This is a genomic window from Cetobacterium sp., from assembly GCF_048470075.1.
In the GTDB taxonomy this organism is placed as follows: Bacteria; Fusobacteriota; Fusobacteriia; order Fusobacteriales; family Fusobacteriaceae; genus Cetobacterium_A.
In genome coordinates this window covers 1-16779 of sequence record NZ_DBGBQB010000034.1, presented here as the reverse complement: position 1 = coordinate 16779, position 16779 = coordinate 1, and the positions used below count along the sequence as shown (strand labels likewise).

Annotated in this window: 18 protein-coding genes; 10 read left to right on the top strand and 8 right to left on the bottom strand. The window is 31.2% G+C overall.

Annotated features, from left to right (window positions below; genetic code table 11):
- The 10 genes from ACMOUI_RS01180 to ACMOUI_RS01135 form a co-directional block, all read left to right on the top strand.
- The coding region (locus tag ACMOUI_RS01180; protein WP_418963917.1) for a hypothetical protein at positions 1-2125 on the top strand (2125 nt) is incomplete at its 5' end.
- Positions 2126-2134: 9 nt separating this feature from the next.
- Positions 2135-2623 (top strand): hypothetical protein, encoded by a 489-nt coding sequence (locus ACMOUI_RS01175; RefSeq protein WP_418963916.1) that lies wholly within the window; start codon positions 2135-2137, stop codon positions 2621-2623.
- Positions 2620-3054: a hypothetical protein gene (locus ACMOUI_RS01170; protein WP_418963915.1), complete on the top strand. Its 435-nt coding sequence runs from the start codon at positions 2620-2622 to the stop codon at positions 3052-3054. The genes ACMOUI_RS01175 and ACMOUI_RS01170 overlap by 4 nt, the downstream gene beginning before the upstream one ends.
- A 3-nt stretch (positions 3055-3057) precedes the next feature.
- Positions 3058-4263 (top strand): hypothetical protein, encoded by a 1206-nt coding sequence (locus tag ACMOUI_RS01165; protein WP_418963914.1) that lies wholly within the window; start codon positions 3058-3060, stop codon positions 4261-4263.
- Positions 4263-4979, top strand: a complete 717-nt coding sequence (locus tag ACMOUI_RS01160) for a hypothetical protein (protein ID WP_418963913.1) — start codon at positions 4263-4265, stop codon at positions 4977-4979. The genes ACMOUI_RS01165 and ACMOUI_RS01160 overlap by 1 nt, the downstream gene beginning before the upstream one ends.
- A 92-nt stretch (positions 4980-5071) precedes the next feature.
- Positions 5072-5596 (top strand): HD-GYP domain-containing protein, encoded by a 525-nt coding sequence (locus ACMOUI_RS01155; RefSeq protein ID WP_418963912.1) that lies wholly within the window; start codon positions 5072-5074, stop codon positions 5594-5596.
- A gap of 303 nt (positions 5597-5899) precedes the next feature.
- Positions 5900-6943, top strand: coding sequence for an iron-containing alcohol dehydrogenase (locus ACMOUI_RS01150; RefSeq protein ID WP_418963911.1), 1044 nt, complete (start codon positions 5900-5902; stop codon positions 6941-6943).
- 12 nt (positions 6944-6955) lie between these two features.
- Positions 6956-8104, top strand: coding sequence for an aminotransferase class I/II-fold pyridoxal phosphate-dependent enzyme (locus tag ACMOUI_RS01145; RefSeq protein ID WP_418963910.1), 1149 nt, complete (start codon positions 6956-6958; stop codon positions 8102-8104).
- A 25-nt stretch (positions 8105-8129) separates the two neighbouring features.
- Positions 8130-9146 (top strand): PTS transporter subunit IIC, encoded by a 1017-nt coding sequence (locus ACMOUI_RS01140; protein WP_418963909.1) that lies wholly within the window; start codon positions 8130-8132, stop codon positions 9144-9146.
- Positions 9147-9280: 134 nt separating this feature from the next.
- Positions 9281-10027, top strand: a complete 747-nt coding sequence (locus ACMOUI_RS01135; protein ID WP_418963908.1) for a MipA/OmpV family protein — start codon at positions 9281-9283, stop codon at positions 10025-10027.
- A gap of 33 nt (positions 10028-10060) precedes the next feature.
- Here the strand turns inward: ACMOUI_RS01135 and ACMOUI_RS01130 are convergent, their stop codons facing one another.
- From ACMOUI_RS01130 to ACMOUI_RS01095, 8 genes are all read right to left on the bottom strand, one after another.
- A complete protein-coding gene (locus ACMOUI_RS01130; protein WP_418963907.1) occupies positions 10061-10663 on the bottom strand; it encodes a DedA family protein in 603 nt (200 codons plus the stop codon).
- A 13-nt stretch (positions 10664-10676) separates the two neighbouring features.
- Positions 10677-11210, bottom strand: coding sequence for a hypothetical protein (locus ACMOUI_RS01125; RefSeq protein WP_418963906.1), 534 nt, complete (start codon positions 11208-11210; stop codon positions 10677-10679).
- Between the two features lie 127 nt (positions 11211-11337).
- Positions 11338-11928, bottom strand: a complete 591-nt coding sequence (locus ACMOUI_RS01120; protein ID WP_418963905.1) for a sigma-70 family RNA polymerase sigma factor — start codon at positions 11926-11928, stop codon at positions 11338-11340.
- Positions 11929-12186: 258 nt separating this feature from the next.
- On the bottom strand, positions 12187-13590 hold the full coding sequence (locus ACMOUI_RS01115; RefSeq protein ID WP_418963904.1) for a Sapep family Mn(2+)-dependent dipeptidase: 1404 nt from the start codon (positions 13588-13590) through the stop codon (positions 12187-12189).
- A 1-nt stretch (position 13591) separates the two neighbouring features.
- Entirely contained in the window at positions 13592-13900 is a 309-nt protein-coding gene (locus tag ACMOUI_RS01110) for a PTS sugar transporter subunit IIB (RefSeq protein ID WP_418963903.1), read from the bottom strand.
- The gene (locus tag ACMOUI_RS01105) at positions 13900-15201 is read right to left on the bottom strand and encodes a PTS sugar transporter subunit IIC (RefSeq protein WP_418963902.1); all 1302 of its coding nucleotides are present in this window, start codon (positions 15199-15201) and stop codon (positions 13900-13902) included. The genes ACMOUI_RS01110 and ACMOUI_RS01105 overlap by 1 nt, the downstream gene beginning before the upstream one ends.
- Entirely contained in the window at positions 15202-16158 is a 957-nt protein-coding gene (locus ACMOUI_RS01100) for a N(4)-(beta-N-acetylglucosaminyl)-L-asparaginase (protein WP_330111390.1), read from the bottom strand.
- Positions 16159-16162: 4 nt separating this feature from the next.
- The gene (locus ACMOUI_RS01095; RefSeq protein WP_418963901.1) at positions 16163-16483 is read right to left on the bottom strand and encodes a PTS lactose/cellobiose transporter subunit IIA; all 321 of its coding nucleotides are present in this window, start codon (positions 16481-16483) and stop codon (positions 16163-16165) included.
- Between the last annotated feature and the right edge of the window lie 296 nt (positions 16484-16779).

Here is a 16779-nt window from a genome sequence, read left to right as displayed (position 1 = left end):
TCTTTTTCTAGATGCAATTAACATTGATTTTTCTCAAAATAAAGTTAGTATGTCCACAAGATATACTATAAAAAATGAGATCAATAGACTTTTAAAACTTCAAGAGTATCAGCTGAACAAAGAGAGAGAGAAAAACACTCTTTTCTATACAAACTCTAGAGAGTTCTTTGATTTGGGATATATAAGAACAAACTTAGAGAAAACATTTTCTAAAGTTTCAGGTAAAAAAAATAGTGGTTGGGATGGCTTTTTAGAGTATCAAGGACCCTTTCTATATGGGGAGTTCACAACTGAATACAATCTTAAAAATAGCGAATTTACAGGTGTTAACCTACACTATCCAAACCTACCTTATAACCATTTTTTAGATATTAGTGGAGTTAACCTCGATGGAAATAAGTGGGAGAAGTCCATTTTATTTGAAAAAGATAAGGGATTTTTTGAAGAGGGAAAAAATTTTATTATAAGAGAGAGTGTTCCTGTTGGAAGTAGAGTAGAGCTTATCTACTTAGGAGCTACCATTGATATCGCATATGAGGAAAATGGAGTAGTTGAATTCCGAAATAGTGAACTAAAAAGTGATCGTGAGTATACTTTAAGAGTTCATACTAGAGATGGAAAAATTTTTACTAAAACAATTAAAACAAATGATGATTTTAATCAACAAAATATTGGTGAAATTCAATATAGATTTTTCTCTACTGAGAATATAAACTCTAAAAAAACTGATTTAGATACAGGTATCTACTATGGATTAACAGATCATCTAACTTTTGGTGGAAAATATTTTAAAACTTCTGAGTATGATGATAATGGATATATTACTGTGGAAAGGGCAAAGGGTGAGATTGTTTATAGTAACCACATTGGAACAAAACCAGTCTCTATTGTTTTGGGAGGAGAAAAACTAATATCCCCAAATAACTTTAAAAGAGATTTAACTTTAGAAGCCCTCACTCAAATAAAGTTTGAAAAATTCAAAATTCGATATGAGAGAGGATACTTTAGTGAATACTACAACTCTAAAGATTCTCAAGGTATAACATTAGAATACAACCCTTGGAGTTTTTTAAGAATAGATTCCTCTTATCAGTGGCTAAAAGATTGGAATGGTAACAGTGATCATGGTCTTGAAACCAATATAGAACTCAGTCAAAATTGGAATAAGTTTTTAGGAACTTTAGAGTTTAGAAAAGATATAAAAGATGAGCAAATCTACTCTGCAAATCTCTATTATACAGGTTATAGAGATTACTCTGTAAAGTGGATAAACTCCTTTAATGAAAATAGTGGAAATTTTGAATCCTCTATATCTATCTTTAATAGAGCTCGAAAAAATGGCTTTAACTATTCTTTTGAAGTTGGATACACAGAACAAGAGAGAGAAAAAGTTACCTTTAGATTCTCCATTGAGTACGATAACTGGTTTAATTTAAATTTTATTTCAAAAGATAGTGGAGATTATGAAACTGCTCTTGGATTGGATAGAGTTATGGATTTAAAAGATATTTTTAATCCCTTAGACAATATGGATGTTTCTAGAGTTAAAGTACAAACTTATCTAGATATAAATAATAACAATATTTTTGATGAAGATGAATTTTTTATAGGTGATGTAGAGATTGAAATAAATGGTGAACAAAAAGTTACTTCATCCAATGAACCTATATATTTTTACGGAGTTCCCAATAATATACTCTATAATTTAGATCCAAAAGTTAGAAGACCTGGATTTGATGTATTCAATAGTAAATTTTCATTGAAAGGAAAGGGGGGTGGAAATATTGAAGTTTTAATCCCTGTAAATCCACTTTTCTCAATTACAGGTCAACTCGCTATTTCTGATGACTATAACGATCCTATGAGCCTCTATGAAGGAGTTGTCATTAAAATTTTGGACAGTAATAAAAAAGTTATTGCCAATATTCTACCAGATTTTATGGGTTATTATGACTTTAGTAATCTTTCTACTGGAAAGTATACTATTGAAATTTCATCCTTTAAAAATAAATCTATAGCTCCTTTTAGAGCAGAGATTGATATTAAATATAAGAAAGAATCGGGAAATGTATTTATTTTTAATACAGTTTTAGAAAACAATCGATTTAAAATAATAGATAAATAAGGAGTTTCTATGAAAAAATTTTTTCTATCTTTTATACTTATTATTTTCGCTGAAGTTTTCTCTCAACCTATGATTCCATTGATTCCAGCTAATCCAGTGGAGAAAGAGGAGGTTTCAGAAAATGGTGAAACACAAATTAGAAAACTTATTAAAACAGCTACTTTAGATATACCTTTAAAAGCTGAAGTCATTGTTCCTTTGGAAATTATTACAGATGTGGATATTAAAGCTCTTATTATAGATGATGAAAATTTAGAGATACCTTTTGAGTTGGAATTAAATCGAAAGCCCGAAGCTATTGGATTGTATAGACTTAACTTCTCCAGCACTCAATTGGATATTGACGATGATGGAGTTGTTGACACAGAGATTTTTGCTTCTAAAAATATCAGTGATAAATTTATAAAAGATAACTACGTTAAAATAACTGGTAAAAATATATCTAGAGAGGGAACTCATAAAAAAAGAGTCTATATAACTGTGGAGGTAAACAATTGAAAAAAAATATAGTATTCCTATATACTCTTATCTCTTTTTGGGCTTATGCAGAGATAAAGGTAAAATGCAATCCCATTGTTTTTAAAGAGATTCGTATACAAAATGGTGTTACATATGATAGCAAAACTGTAGCAAGAGGCGTTATAGAGATCTACTCTGACAATTTGAAAGAAGATTTTGGAAAGTTAATCTCTTTTCAAGCACCTCCCTATACCTATATGACAAATAATAAACGCTCTGTTAAGACAGAGAATATTAAATTTAATAAAAATAAAGCAGAGATTGTGCTTACAGAGGAAAATGAAAAAATAGTTTTTCATATTATTTTAGATAAAAGGAAACTGTCCAATGAAAAAAACAAAGAGCTTATTGATGGAATCTACACAGGTCTTCTCTCTCTAAATTACTCAATCTATGATAAGGAGATATAATCTATGAGTTTTCTATTCAATATTTTTATCATATTAAAAATATTTTTAATTTTATCCTGTACCACTTTTTCAAAGGGTAATGATAGCGTGGTTACCAATACTTACAATAACAAAAGGGCAGCTAAATTTGACATTGAGATTACCAAAGTTCGAAGTGATAATTTTATAGAACTTAAAATCGATAGAAAACGAAAAAAAATTTATAAGGATATAAGTGAATATTCCAGTGAAAACAGTGATTTAGATAAAAAAATCTATATCACCACATATCTTCGACCATCCGCTAAAAGTAACTCTGTTGAAAATGAGTTAAGCTATAGGATTGTAGAGAGAGATAATAAAAGATTTTTAGAGATAAACTATGAAAGAGAACCTAAAAATATCTATCTTTGGATCATAAAAAATAATAGAGCAGATAAACTCTATACAGGTGTTCTCAGTGATACTATCTTTGAGAGTATCAGACTAAGCAGCTCCAATGTTTATAGTAAAGTTCTATCTAAAAATAACAACTTCACTCTTCAATTCAACAGAAAAAATACAACTAGTCCACTTTTAAGTCGTAATCTTTATCAATTTAGTGGATCTTTAAATGGTTGGATTAATTCTAAAAATTGTATGTTAAAAATCCTTATATCTTTCACGAAACAAAATGGTACTTCATATATATCAACTGAAAAAATAGAGGTTGATTTAAAGCACTTTATAGGAAACAAAACCTTTTCTTTAAATGAATTAGATCTTATTTATAAAACTAATTTTAGTACACTGACCTTAGAGTTTAACTTTAAAAATTATAACTTTAAAGAGGTTACTTTTGATTTTATATACTATGCTGGAACTATTGGCTCTAGCATAAAAGGTGAGGATAAACTTACCCTAATATTTCCTACATTTGAAATTTCAACAACAGACATGGATTTTGGAGATTTCTATAAGTTTGGTGAAGCTAATGCTAAAGCTAAAATCAATATTAATAATCCCCATAATTTTGATTTTAAATTAAAAATTCCTAAATCTATAAAAATCCATAATACCAACTTATCAGATGTTTCAATTCCAGTTGGTTTAGCTCTTCAAGATAACATAATTATAGGAAATATTCCTAAACCCAGCCAAAGTTCTAATGGCTATGTAGAGGGAAGCTATAAGGGGATAATCCCCATAGAAATCACTCTTTCACCCAATATAAAAGGAGGAAAATTTTAATGAATAAATTTATAATATCTTTTTTTCTAATACTCTTTAACACAATCTCTTGGGCCTTTAACATGTCTCCTGACGGTTTTGGGAAAAGAGTTGACCAAGGAGCGATGCAAGAGTACACCTTTGAAAACAACACAGGAAAAACTATTAGATATAGATTTAAGATAAATCCTGGAACTAAAGGTAAGAGTATGCATGAATGGATTGAGTTTGAACCTAAAAACATGACCATAAAAAATAAAGAGTCCAAAAAATTAAAAATTTTTGTTAAATCACCAAAAGGGACACCAGAGGGAGATTATAACTTTTATCTCGGAGTCGAAACTATAAATGTTCCAACAACTGTATCTACAACTAAGGACAAAAGTGTGGGTGCTGGTGCCACTGTTGGACTCGCTATAAACGTTGAGATGCTGGGATGGGTAGGAGAGCTCCCTGCTCAACTAAACTTGGAAAACTATAGTTTCTATGAAAAATCTGGTATGTTATATATGAAAGGGGTTATAAATAATAAAACTCCTAAAAGATTTGTAAAATATATGATTGATATTACAAATAACAATGGCATTCGTGAAACATTCTTTGGAGGTGTTATAAATGCCAAAGAGATACGTAATATCGAAATTCCTCTGCCCAAATTTAAGAAAAAAAATGAGATTTGGAAAATAGAGGTTAAAGAAACTCTTGATAGAAACCTTTTACAATCAATTATTCTTTAGTAAAATTAAAAATTAATTTTCAAGAAAGGAGAGCTTTGATAAATAAGATTATATATATCCTTTTTAAATTTTTTTTAAAAGATGAGTCCACTATGAGCCATCTTTTAAGAGTTAATCTATACTCAAAACTTATTGCAACCAAACTCAAATGTGATGAAAACTTTATAAAAGAAGTGGCAAAATATGCCTCTTTACACGATATTGGAAAAATTGGAGTATCTCAAAAAATTTTAAAAAAACCTGAAAAATTGACAGCTCAGGAGTTTGATGAGATAAAAAAACATGTTATTTTAGGAGGTCGATTAATTCGTCTCTTTGGTTTGAGCAAAATTGCTGAAAATATAGCCTTATATCACCATGAAAAATGGAATGGTGAGGGTTACTGTTTGGGAGTAAGGGAGAATGACATCCCCTTAGAGGCACGAATAGTGGCTTTGGCTGATGTCTATGATGCTCTTAGACAAAAAAGGTGTTATAAATTGGAGTTTTCTCATGAAAGAGCTATTGAGATTATAAAAGATGAAAGTGGTAAATATTTTGATCCATCTATTGTTAATGTTTTTTTAGTATTTAATGAAGAGTTTAACAAAATTTATGAAACAAAAGATTATTTTTAAGGTTTTTGAAAATTTTTTTTCAAAAAAATGTTTACATTGATATTTTTTTATGTTATATTTATCCAAACAAAAAAAATCGGAGGTTAATTAAATGTCTTTAAAAAATGTTAGGTCTATGTTTTGGTTTATATATTATTTTAAGATCAAGGTTTATATCTAGAAATATAGACATGAGCCTATTTGCATTAAAAAAATATAGGCTTATATCCCAACTAACTTTTTAAAGATTTATTACTTAAAGCTTTTGGGAAACCAAAAGCTTTTTTATTTTATCTAGATTTTATTAAATGGGAGGACAACTTTATGGAAAAATCTATCTTAACAGAAGTTTATATGGACAATAGCATTTGGAATATTTTAAATGATGAGATTCAAAACTATCACAATATCTTAATTATTCATGGAGAAAAATCTCTTTTATCAATTAAAAAAGAGCTCTTTAAAACTTTAGAATACAAGCAGTTCCATCTAGTACACTATGGAAATGAGTGTTGTCACTCCATTGTAGATTCTATCTTAAATAGTTTAAAGAATAATACATATGATCTTATCATTGGAATTGGTGGCGGAAAATCTTTAGATACCTCGAAAGTTCTTGCAGAGAAACTAAATCTTCCACTTTTTACTGTTCCAACTATTGCTTCTACCTGTGCTACAGTCTCCTATATCTCTGTTATGTATAGTGAGAGTCATGTTTTTCAAGGACTATATTTTTTAAAAAGACCACCTCATAAAACATTTATAAATTTAGAAACTTTAATTGCAGCTCCTAAAAAATATTTGTGGGCTGGCATTGGAGATACCCTTGCTAAATACTATGAGATGAGTTTAAAAGCTCATGGTAAAAAATTAAACTTCAATACCACTATGGGTGAGAAGCTCAGTCATCTTTGTAAAGAGTCTATGCTTAATTTTGGGGAACATGCCTTAAATACATCAGTTGTTGATGCGGATTTTAAAGAGGTCGTTGGAGTTATTCTTGTCACTACTGGAGTGGTTTCAAATCTTATTGATTTTAAATATAATGGAGCTCTTGCCCATGAAATTTTTGATGCTCTAACTGCTATTGAAAGTATTGAAAAAAATCATCTTCATGGGGAAGTTGTAGCTTTTGGGATTTTAGTACAACTAAAACTTGAAAAAAAATCTGAGGAGATTAATAAACTTTTAAATTTTTATAAAAAGATAGGTCTTCCCACAACTCTTAAAGATATAGTTGTAGAGGAGGAGTATCTAGAAAAAAAAGAGGAGATTATAGAGAAGATTTTTAACTCTGTTGTAGAAGGTAAAATCCCTCTTCAATTTTCAAAAGAGGAGTTTATAAATACTTTAGAGGAAAATTTATAGGAGGGAAATATAATGGATGGATTAAATTTTTTAGCTAAAAGATTTCAAAACAGAGAGGAAACAGCTTTTAAATCGGTGGAAGAAGCTGATAAAAATCGAGTTATAAACCTAGGTATTGGAGATTTAGATATTCACACTGATAAGCTTATAATAGACTCAGCCTTTAAAGATGCTTTAAATGGACACACTCACTACACTGATCCTCTGGGTGATTTAGATCTTCGAAATGAGATAATTAAATATCATAAGTTAGCATTTAATAACTACCATATTGATCTAGATGAACTTATTGTTCTATCTGGTGCTTGCCATGGGATGTACCTAGCTCTACAAGCCACACTGAATCCAGGGGATGAGGTCATTGTTATAGCTCCTTTTTTTCCAGTTTATGTGGATCAGATTAAGGAGGCCAAGGGAACTCCTGTTATCGTTCATACAACTATTGAGCATAACTATCAAATTGATAAGAAGAGTCTAGAGAGTGCTATCACAAATAAAACTAAGGGCATTATCATAAATACACCCTCCAATCCCACTGGAGTTTGTTATACTTTAAAAAGTTTAGAGATAATCGGTGAATTGGCTAAAAAATATAATCTTCTTATCTATGCTGATGATATCTATGATTTTTATGACTATTCAAATAGCTTTATTCCCATCTATACCTTAGATGGCATGAAAGAAAGAACTATCTCTGTTTGTAGTTTTTCTAAAAACTTTGCCATGACAGGTTGGAGAGTGGGATATAATGTAGGACCTAAAGCCATTGTTGACACAATTAGAAAAATCAATGAGATTATTGTTTACAGTGCCTCAGCTATATCTCAAAGAGCTGCCCTTGCAGCTTTAAAGCACAGGGAATCCGTTAAAAATAGTTTGGTACCTATTTTTAAAGAGAGAGTTGAATATTGCTTGGGCAGAATAGCTAATATAGATGGATTAAAAGCTTTTGCTCCCCAAGGTGGAATCTATATCTTTATAGATATCAGTGACACTAAATTGGATTCTATCGAATATTCCAACTATCTTTTTGATAAATTAAAGATTAAAGTTATTCCAGGTAAACCCTTTGGAGATAACAATGCAATCAGAATTGCGTGTTCTAACTCTCTTGAAGTATTAAAAGAAGCTTTTGATAGAATAGAGAGGGATTCGCAATAAACTAAACATACTGGATGGTGATAAAATGAGATTAAAAGAGCTAATATTTAAAATATTAAATGGTATGAGTTTGGGAATAGTTGCCACACTGATTCCCTCTGCAATTCTTGGAGAGATTGCAAAAAGTTTAAACTTGATCAGCATATTAAATTTAACCAGAATTTCAACTAGTTTACTTCCTTTTGCAATAGGAACTGGTGTTTCATATCAATTGAGTTTTACCCCCCTAGAAAGTATCTGTGTTTCTGTTGCCACTTTTATTGGGTCAGGTATTGTATCCTTTGTCAATGGAAATATAGTTTTAAGTGGAACTGGAGATGTTGTTAATGCTGGTGTCACATCACTTATAGCCTCCTTAGCTATCTATTTTTTTAGAGATAAGGTAAAGGGTTTAAGCATGGTAGCACTTCCCGTAGTTATATCTATCGCTGTTGGATGGATCGGTTTAACTCTTCTTCCTTTAGTTAGTAAGGTCAATGGAGCAATTGGAACTACTATTGAAGAGGTTGTTAAAATGCAACCCCTTTTAACTGGTGGAATAATTGCTGTCATATTCTCAATTTTAATTATATCTCCATTTTCCACTGTGGGTATAGCTCTTGCTGTAAATCTTAGTGGTATAGCTGCTGGAGCTGCAAACTTAGGAGTTTGTGCAGCTGCTTTTGGACTCGCTCTAGCTGGTCTTAAAGTAAATCCCATTGGTATCACCCTAGTTCCAGTGTTAGGTTCTGCCAAAATTCAGATGGCTAACTTTGTTAAAAATCCCCTAATTATAGTTCCAATAGTGACCAATGCCTTTCTTCTTGGAGTCTTGGGAGCTGCCTTTAATATTGAGGGAACAGCTTTTAGTGCAGGGTTTGGAATAAGTGGATTGATTGGTCCAATTAATGCTCTTAACCATATGTCTTGGGATTTTAAAAATATAACTATTGTATTTGTACTATTTGTAGTTCTTCCGATTATTTTTAGTTATATCTTCAATTTTATTTTTATCAATAAATTAGTCTTAATTAAGGAGGAAGACTATAAAGTAAGCATCTAAAACCAATAAATATAAGACTTTGAAAAAATATACATTTTTTATAGCACCAGATTTCAATGCTATGGTTAGTTTAAAAAAAAAATATTCTATGATATAATTGTCCCATTACAAATCTATTACTTGGAGGAACATTTATGAAAAGAATTATTTTTGGTGCTTTGGCCCTATCTTTATCTACTATGGCTTTAGCAGAAAACAAGTTTGGAATTGGAGCTGGAGTTGGAGTTTCAAATAGTATCTATAAGGGAGCTGAAGATAAAGCTTATCCTGTACCACTTTTAGATATTAATTATGGTAATTTCTATGTTAAAGGGATTACTCCAGGATACTTCTTCTTTAAAGGTGAAGATCTATCTCTATCTGTATTCCTTGATCCAATAGCTGGTTTTCCTATTAAAGCAAAAGATATGGGAAATGGTTATACTAATATTGATGACAGAGATTTCCAAGCTATGGTTGGATTAAGAGCTGACCTAAATACTGGTATCGCTGGTATTAGAACTGGAGCATCTGTACAATTTGGTGAGCATGGTTCTGAAGCTAAGATCAGCGCATTTAGACCTTACTCTATCAATGACCAATTTAGTTTAGTTCCTGGAATTCACGTTAAAGGGTTCTCTGGAGACTATGCTGATTACTACTTTGGAGTTACATCAAATGAGGTTAATAGATCATCTAGAGATAATCTAACTAGGGAGTATAAGGCTGACGCAGCTGCATCTATTGGAGCAACTCTAACAGCTGAATACAAATACAACGAAAAGTTCTCCCTTATTGGAATTTTAGGAGTAGAGAAGTTCTCTAGCGAGATTACAGACTCTCCTATAGTTAATGATGATCCATTGTTTATAGCTAGTATTGGAGCTAAATATTTCTTCTAATGAAGAATTAAAAAAAGACTAACTGAATAAAAGTTAGTCTTTTTTATTTTTTCTTATTTTTAATATCTTATAACCTACATAGACCAAAGCTAATAAAACAACTAAATACCTATACTTAACTATATACGCATTTATTATATTCTCATAATCTTTATATACCGTTCCCACATTTACCATAAAAGCCACATAGATTCCAGCTCCTAAAGCTGTAAAAATACTGAATTTATATATGTTCATCTCTAAAATTCCTGGAGGAAATGATATATATTGTCTTACAACTGGGATAAATCTTCCTAAAAATACTATAAGCTCCCCTCTTCTATCAAAAAGACTCTCCATTTGAACCAATCTTTCCTCGTCTAAAAAAAGGTATTTTCCATACTTTAAAAGTAGATTTCTTCCCAAAGTTCTACCTAAAAAATAGTTTAAACAAGCTCCTCCCACACTTCCTAAAGTTCCAGCTAAGAGTACAGGTATGAAACTCATCTCTTTTGTTCCTATCAAATACCCAGCTGGCAATAGAGCCACCTCTGATGGAAAGGGTATAAAAGAGGACTCTAAAAACATCATTATAAATATACCAAAGTATCCTAAACTCATAAAAAATTCACTCGCTTGTTTTATTATCTCTTCCATAACTATCTCCTCGCTATATTATAACAATATTTGGCAACTCCAATATTTTTTCTCTCTCCATCTCCGTTATATCTCCTCTTAAAGTTATTGTGTGCCCATAATCCTTTTCAAGAGTTTCAAAACGATCCCCTAAAATTGATTTTACATTTCCCTCTTGGGAGTAGGGAAAATCTATCACACAGTATACTTTTTCAACTGAGCTATCCCTTTGATTATCAAGTCTATTTTGTAAGGCTTTATTATAGGTTTTAAAGGCTTCTCTAATCTCAAGCTCCTCATATTCCTCTAACTCTTTTGCCCTTTTTTCTCCAAGCTTTGTCAATCTATAATAGGTGTGATTTCTATGTTTTACAACTACATTTGATTCTTTAGTTTTATATTCGACCATCACATTTTCCACTCTCTCTAAAACTTTTTCCTCAATTAGTTTTCTAACAGACTCTCTCACTTCATTCTGATTTTCAAGTATTCTATTAGACAATTTAGATATAAATGTCGGTCCAATTTTATAGATTGTTAACACTATTTTTTTCTCTAATTCACTCATAAATCTGCTCCTATTCCTGTATCAGATACAAAATATCTTTTAAGTTTTTGATATTATATCATAATATTAAGTAAAATTTTAGTAAAGAAAAAGGATGAAAGCTACACTTTCATCCTAAAATTTTAATTTAATTTTTACTATATTCAGCTAAATATGACAGTATTTTTTTTCTTACCCTTTGAATTGCGTTGTCAATTTTTTTAGATGGTTCATTTAGAATATCTGCAATCTCATTATACTTATATTGCTTACATGTATAGAAAAAAACCTTTTTTTCTAAAGGGGTTAGGTTATTATTTAAAAATTCACCTAACATCTCTACCAGTTCTTTTCCTAAAAGAATATCCTCTGGTGAAAAGAAAGTTACAGATGGTTTTGCATACTGTGCTAAATCATCTAAATTGACATCTTTATCACCAATAATTGAGTTGTTTAATTTTTGATTTCTGTTTGAATTAGATGACTTTACCGCTGTAATAATCTGTCTTTTTATACATAGATTTGCAAAAGTACTAAAGCATACCTCTCTTGTCTCATCATAAGATTTTATTGCTTTCATTAGACCTATGTACCCCTCTTGTAGTAGATCATCTATATCTCCACCTTTTATGAAGAAATTTTTACTATTTCTTAAAATATCATTTTTATATTTTAAGAAAACTTTTTCCATGGCTTCACTATCACCATTTTTTGCTAATATTACATCTCTTTCATCCATTAGTTTTTCCCCCTTAACTATTTGACGGTAAAAAAGTAAAATTAAGCTCTCTCTTAAGCTGCTAAATTTTTTAACTATATTTTGTTATAAATGATGATATCATAAAACCTTTTTTATTTAAACATTCCAATTTTTCTTTTTTGAACCAATTCTTTGAAACATATAATAATATTCTAATATAGTACTTTTACTATTTTTTATTTATTTTATAAGTATAAAAACAACCAAATAAAAAACTACCTCTTTTGAGGCAGTTTTTTAAGCTAATTCTAAGACTCCTAAAGCATACATTAGCATACCTTGCTTTAACATATCTATATCCATTTTTTCATCAAATCCATGAGGATTTCCCTTAAACTCTTTAAAGTTTGGTCCAAAGGCAACTGTATTTGGCATAAGTTTTGCGTATGTTCCCCCTCCTAAGGCCACAGGTTCATCATCTCTATTTGTTACCTCTTTAAAAACCTTTTGAAGTTTTTTTACCAATGGATGTTCTTTTGAAAAATATAAAGGTGCATTGTGATTCTCTTTAATGAACTCTATACCACTCTCTTTTGCCACTTTATAAAGGGTACTATCCAAATAACTTTCATCGGTATTTATAGGATATCTGATATTAAATTTAACTGAGATAGCGAAAGGGTTCTCTGTAATTATCTTTACAATTCCACAACTTAAAGTTAAATCCCCAGTCTCTTCATTTTTTGTTTTTATATTGAGACCACTCCCATCAGTCTCTATCCCTACAACTCCATCCATAAAGTTTACAAATCTCTTTAAAGAATCTCTTTCAGATATGATTTTATTTAAGAATCTAAATAACCAAGTTATAGGATTTACTCCCCTTTGAGGTGAGCTTGCATGAGCTGGTATTCCCTTACACACAATCTCTAAAAAACTTTCTTTCTCTAAAACTTCAAATGCACATGGTGCCTCTTTAAAGTTTTCTAGCTCCTTTAAGGCTCTGTCATATATATCTTTTTTTAAAAATACCCTTGCCTCTTCAGGGACTACATTTGATCTTATTCCTCCAACTATATCTAATATTGAGGTATTTTCTTTTATAAACCTATCTTTAAAAGAGAATGTATAGATTCCCTTTTCTGAAAATACAACTGGAAACTGTCCATCTGGAGTAAAGGCATATTTTGGAGCTTTTTCCTTAGAGAGATAGTATTTTATATCCTCGTCTCCACTCTCCTCATTTGTTCCAAATATAACTCTAACTCTGTGATTAAAGCTTGGAATACACTCTTTTAAAGCTTTCATTGCGTGTAAAGCTGAAATAATTGGACCTTTATTATCTAAAGCTCCCCTTGAAATCATATTCTTTCCAACTATCTCTCCACTGTATGGGTATACACTCCACTTTGAATGATCTCCCTCTGGAACTACATCTATATGACCCAATATGCCTATATAGTCCTCTCCAGCTCCAAACTCTGCATAACCAATATAGTTATCTAAATTTACTGTTTTAAACCCTAGATCTCTTGCTATATTAAGTGTTTCCTCCAACCCTTTTTTCAACCCTAGACCAAAGGGAGCACCTAAAGTGCTCTCCTCTTTTACAGTTTTAATTTTAATAATCTCCTGTATATCCTTTAAAGTATCTTGGAAATGCTTATCTATATAGTGTTCTAGAGTTTCTTTCGCACTCAAATTACTCCTCTATCAATGAAAGAGCAAAATCTAAAATTTTATCCCCTTTCATCATTCCATAATCCATCATATTTATAACTTCAACTTTTTTCCCAACCTCTTGAGCTATTTTATTAAGCTCATCCCTTCTAAATTTAACTTGAGGTCCTAATAAAAATGTATCATATCTATCTAAATTTTCTTGGAACATCTCTAGACCAACAGCCTTTATCTCCACTTCTATCCCTCTTTTTTCTGCTGATTCTAACATCTTTTTAACAACTATACTTGTTGACATCCCCGCTGAACAAAGTAATAATATTTTTTTCATTATTTTTCCTCCTTTTCAAATGCTTCCACTGCATCCTCTTCATATTTACTTGCCTTATCTAATATTCTTAAAAACGGTAGATATATTAAGGCTCCCAGTATTAAATTAACTATTTGAATAATAGCTCCTGACATATCTCCCACTGTTAAAAAACCACTGATTATAGCCGGTGTTGGCCATGGGAAAGCCACTCCTAAAGGCCTACTTACAAGACCTATTGTCATTGCCACATATTGAGTTGTTACAAATACTAAAGGTATAATATTAAATGGTATTAGCATAATTGGATTTAATATTATTGGCATTCCAAATAAAATGGGCTCATTTATATTAAATATTCCTGGTACTGCACTGATTGCTCCCACACTTTTTATATGCTTACTCTTTGCAAAAAGACCGATTGCTAAAAGTAGCGATAGTGTAGCTCCAGCTCCACCCATCCAGATCATATCAAAGAATTGCTCTGTGATAACATGAGGTAATGGTAATCCCTCCTTTAAAGCATTGATATTTTCAACTTGATTCTCCAACCAGAAAGGTCTTACAAATCCATTTACCATAGACCCACTATTTATACCAACTGACCATAGAATTGAAATTGAAAATACAGTTAGTAATGAACCAAAGAATGATGTTCCTAAAGCTCTTAGTGGCATTGCTAAAACTTTATATACAAAGTCATGGATCGTTCCATACTCAGTGTTCATCATTACTATTCTTAAAAGTAGTGCCAATGACAGTATAACTGTTCCTGGAATCAGTGCTTCAAATGATTTTATAACTTCTGGTGGTACTCCATCAGGCATCTTAATAAGAATCTTTCTATTTACAAAGAATCTAAAGATATTAGCTGTAACTATACCTATTACCATAGCTATAAACATCCCTTTACTTCCAAGCCAATTGAAACTTAAAACAGAACCCATACCTTCAACTTCAGACAATGGAGTTAAGATTAAAAATGAAGCTAATGATAGAAGTCCAACTGCCACACTGTCAAGTTGAAACTGATTAGCTAATTGTTGAGCCACTAAAAAAGCTACATATACTCCAACTAAAGAGAATGTTGCACTCACTGGAATATCTATTACACTCTTCCAATTAGATCCAAATGTCTCTAACATAAATCTTTGATAAGCTGGTAATGGAAAAGCTGATATCATTAAAAATATAGATCCAATCATTAAAAGAGGCATCATTAAAACGAATGCTCTTCTTATTCCATTAATATGTTTATTTCTACCAATCCAAGCTGCCACTGGAACTAGTTTTTCCTCTAAAATCTCAATTACTTTTGACATTTATATCCCCCTTTGTATTCTCTCTTTATATGCTCTCATGTACTCTTCAGATGCCACTTCTATTTTTATCTCTCCATTTTCTTGAGGGGTTGATATATAGACTTGAGGTTTCTCTGTTTCAGTTCCAACACAGAATGTAAACTCAACATTTGTTCCTATTCCCCATTCTCCCTTATTATTCATAGCAACTATAGAGATTTCACCCGCTTTTCCTCTTCTTTTTCTTAAAGTTTCAGAAAACTCATCTACAGCCTTTTGAGCTGCTTCCATTGGATGCTCTCCTTTTTTCATTCTCTGAACCACCTCATAGGAAAGACATCCCTTCATTATATCTTCCCCAAGACCTGTTGCTGCTGCTCCTCCAATCTCATTATCAACATAAAAACCTGATCCTGAAACTGGTGAATCACCAACTCTTCCCTTTTTCTTCATAAAAAGTCCGCTTGTTGACGTCGCTACAGCCATATCCTCATCTTTATCTAAAGCTATCATACAAACTGTATCATGCCCATCATATGGAGAAAGATTTTTCTCCTGTATCTCTTTAACCCTTAATTCCCAAGTCTTTTTAGCTCTCTCAGTTAACATATTTTGTCTTACAAAACCATTTTTATGAGCATATGATTCTGCTCCAGCTCCCACTAAAAATATGTTATATCTATCTGCGCTTAACTTTCTTGCTATTGATATTGGATTTTTAAAATCCTTTATTGAAGCTACCGCTCCTATAGATAGTGTTTTCCCATCCATAAATGCCGCATCTAATTCAACTTCACACTCCTCATTTGGAAGTCCTCCATATCCAACAGATTTATAAAATGGGTAATCCTCTACAAATTTAACTGCCTCTTCCAATGCATCCTGACATTTCCCACCATTTTTTAACATCTCTGAACCTAAAGTTACTCCCTCAGAAGCCATTCTCCAAGTTGCTATCATACCCCATTTTTTTCTCATACCACTATTCTCCTTTTAACTCTTTTAGCTCTTTATGCACTTCAATTAGTTCCTCTACTAACTCTCTAGCTAATATTGCATTCATAAGATGGTCCTGTGCATGAATCATAAGTAGATTTATCTCAACACCCTTTCCATCTGCTTCATTACATATAAGTTCTGTTTGTACACTATGAGCTGCATACATTCTTTCTTTTGCTTCATTTAGTAGTTTTTTTGCATTTTCAAACTCCCCTTTTTTAGCCTCTCTTAAAGCCTCATAAGATAGAGCTCTGCTCTCCCCAGCATTTCCAACTATGGCCATTGCTACCGCTTCAATATCCATAAAAACCTCCCATATTATTTTATGTTTTAACTTTATACCATTTCTTTTTTTTGGTCAAATCACATTTTTTTAGTGCGTATTTCGTTAATAACATCCTTTTTAGATATATAAAATATTGATTTTAATCTTTTTATAAGCTATCATTATATATAACGATATAATAAGTTCTCTTATATCGTTTTAAAAAAATATATTTCATATAAAAAAAATTTTTTAAAAATTAGAAAAAAGGAGTTCATAGTGGAAAATAAAAATATTTTTATTGAATTTTCTAAAAAGCTGAGTAAAAAAGAGAG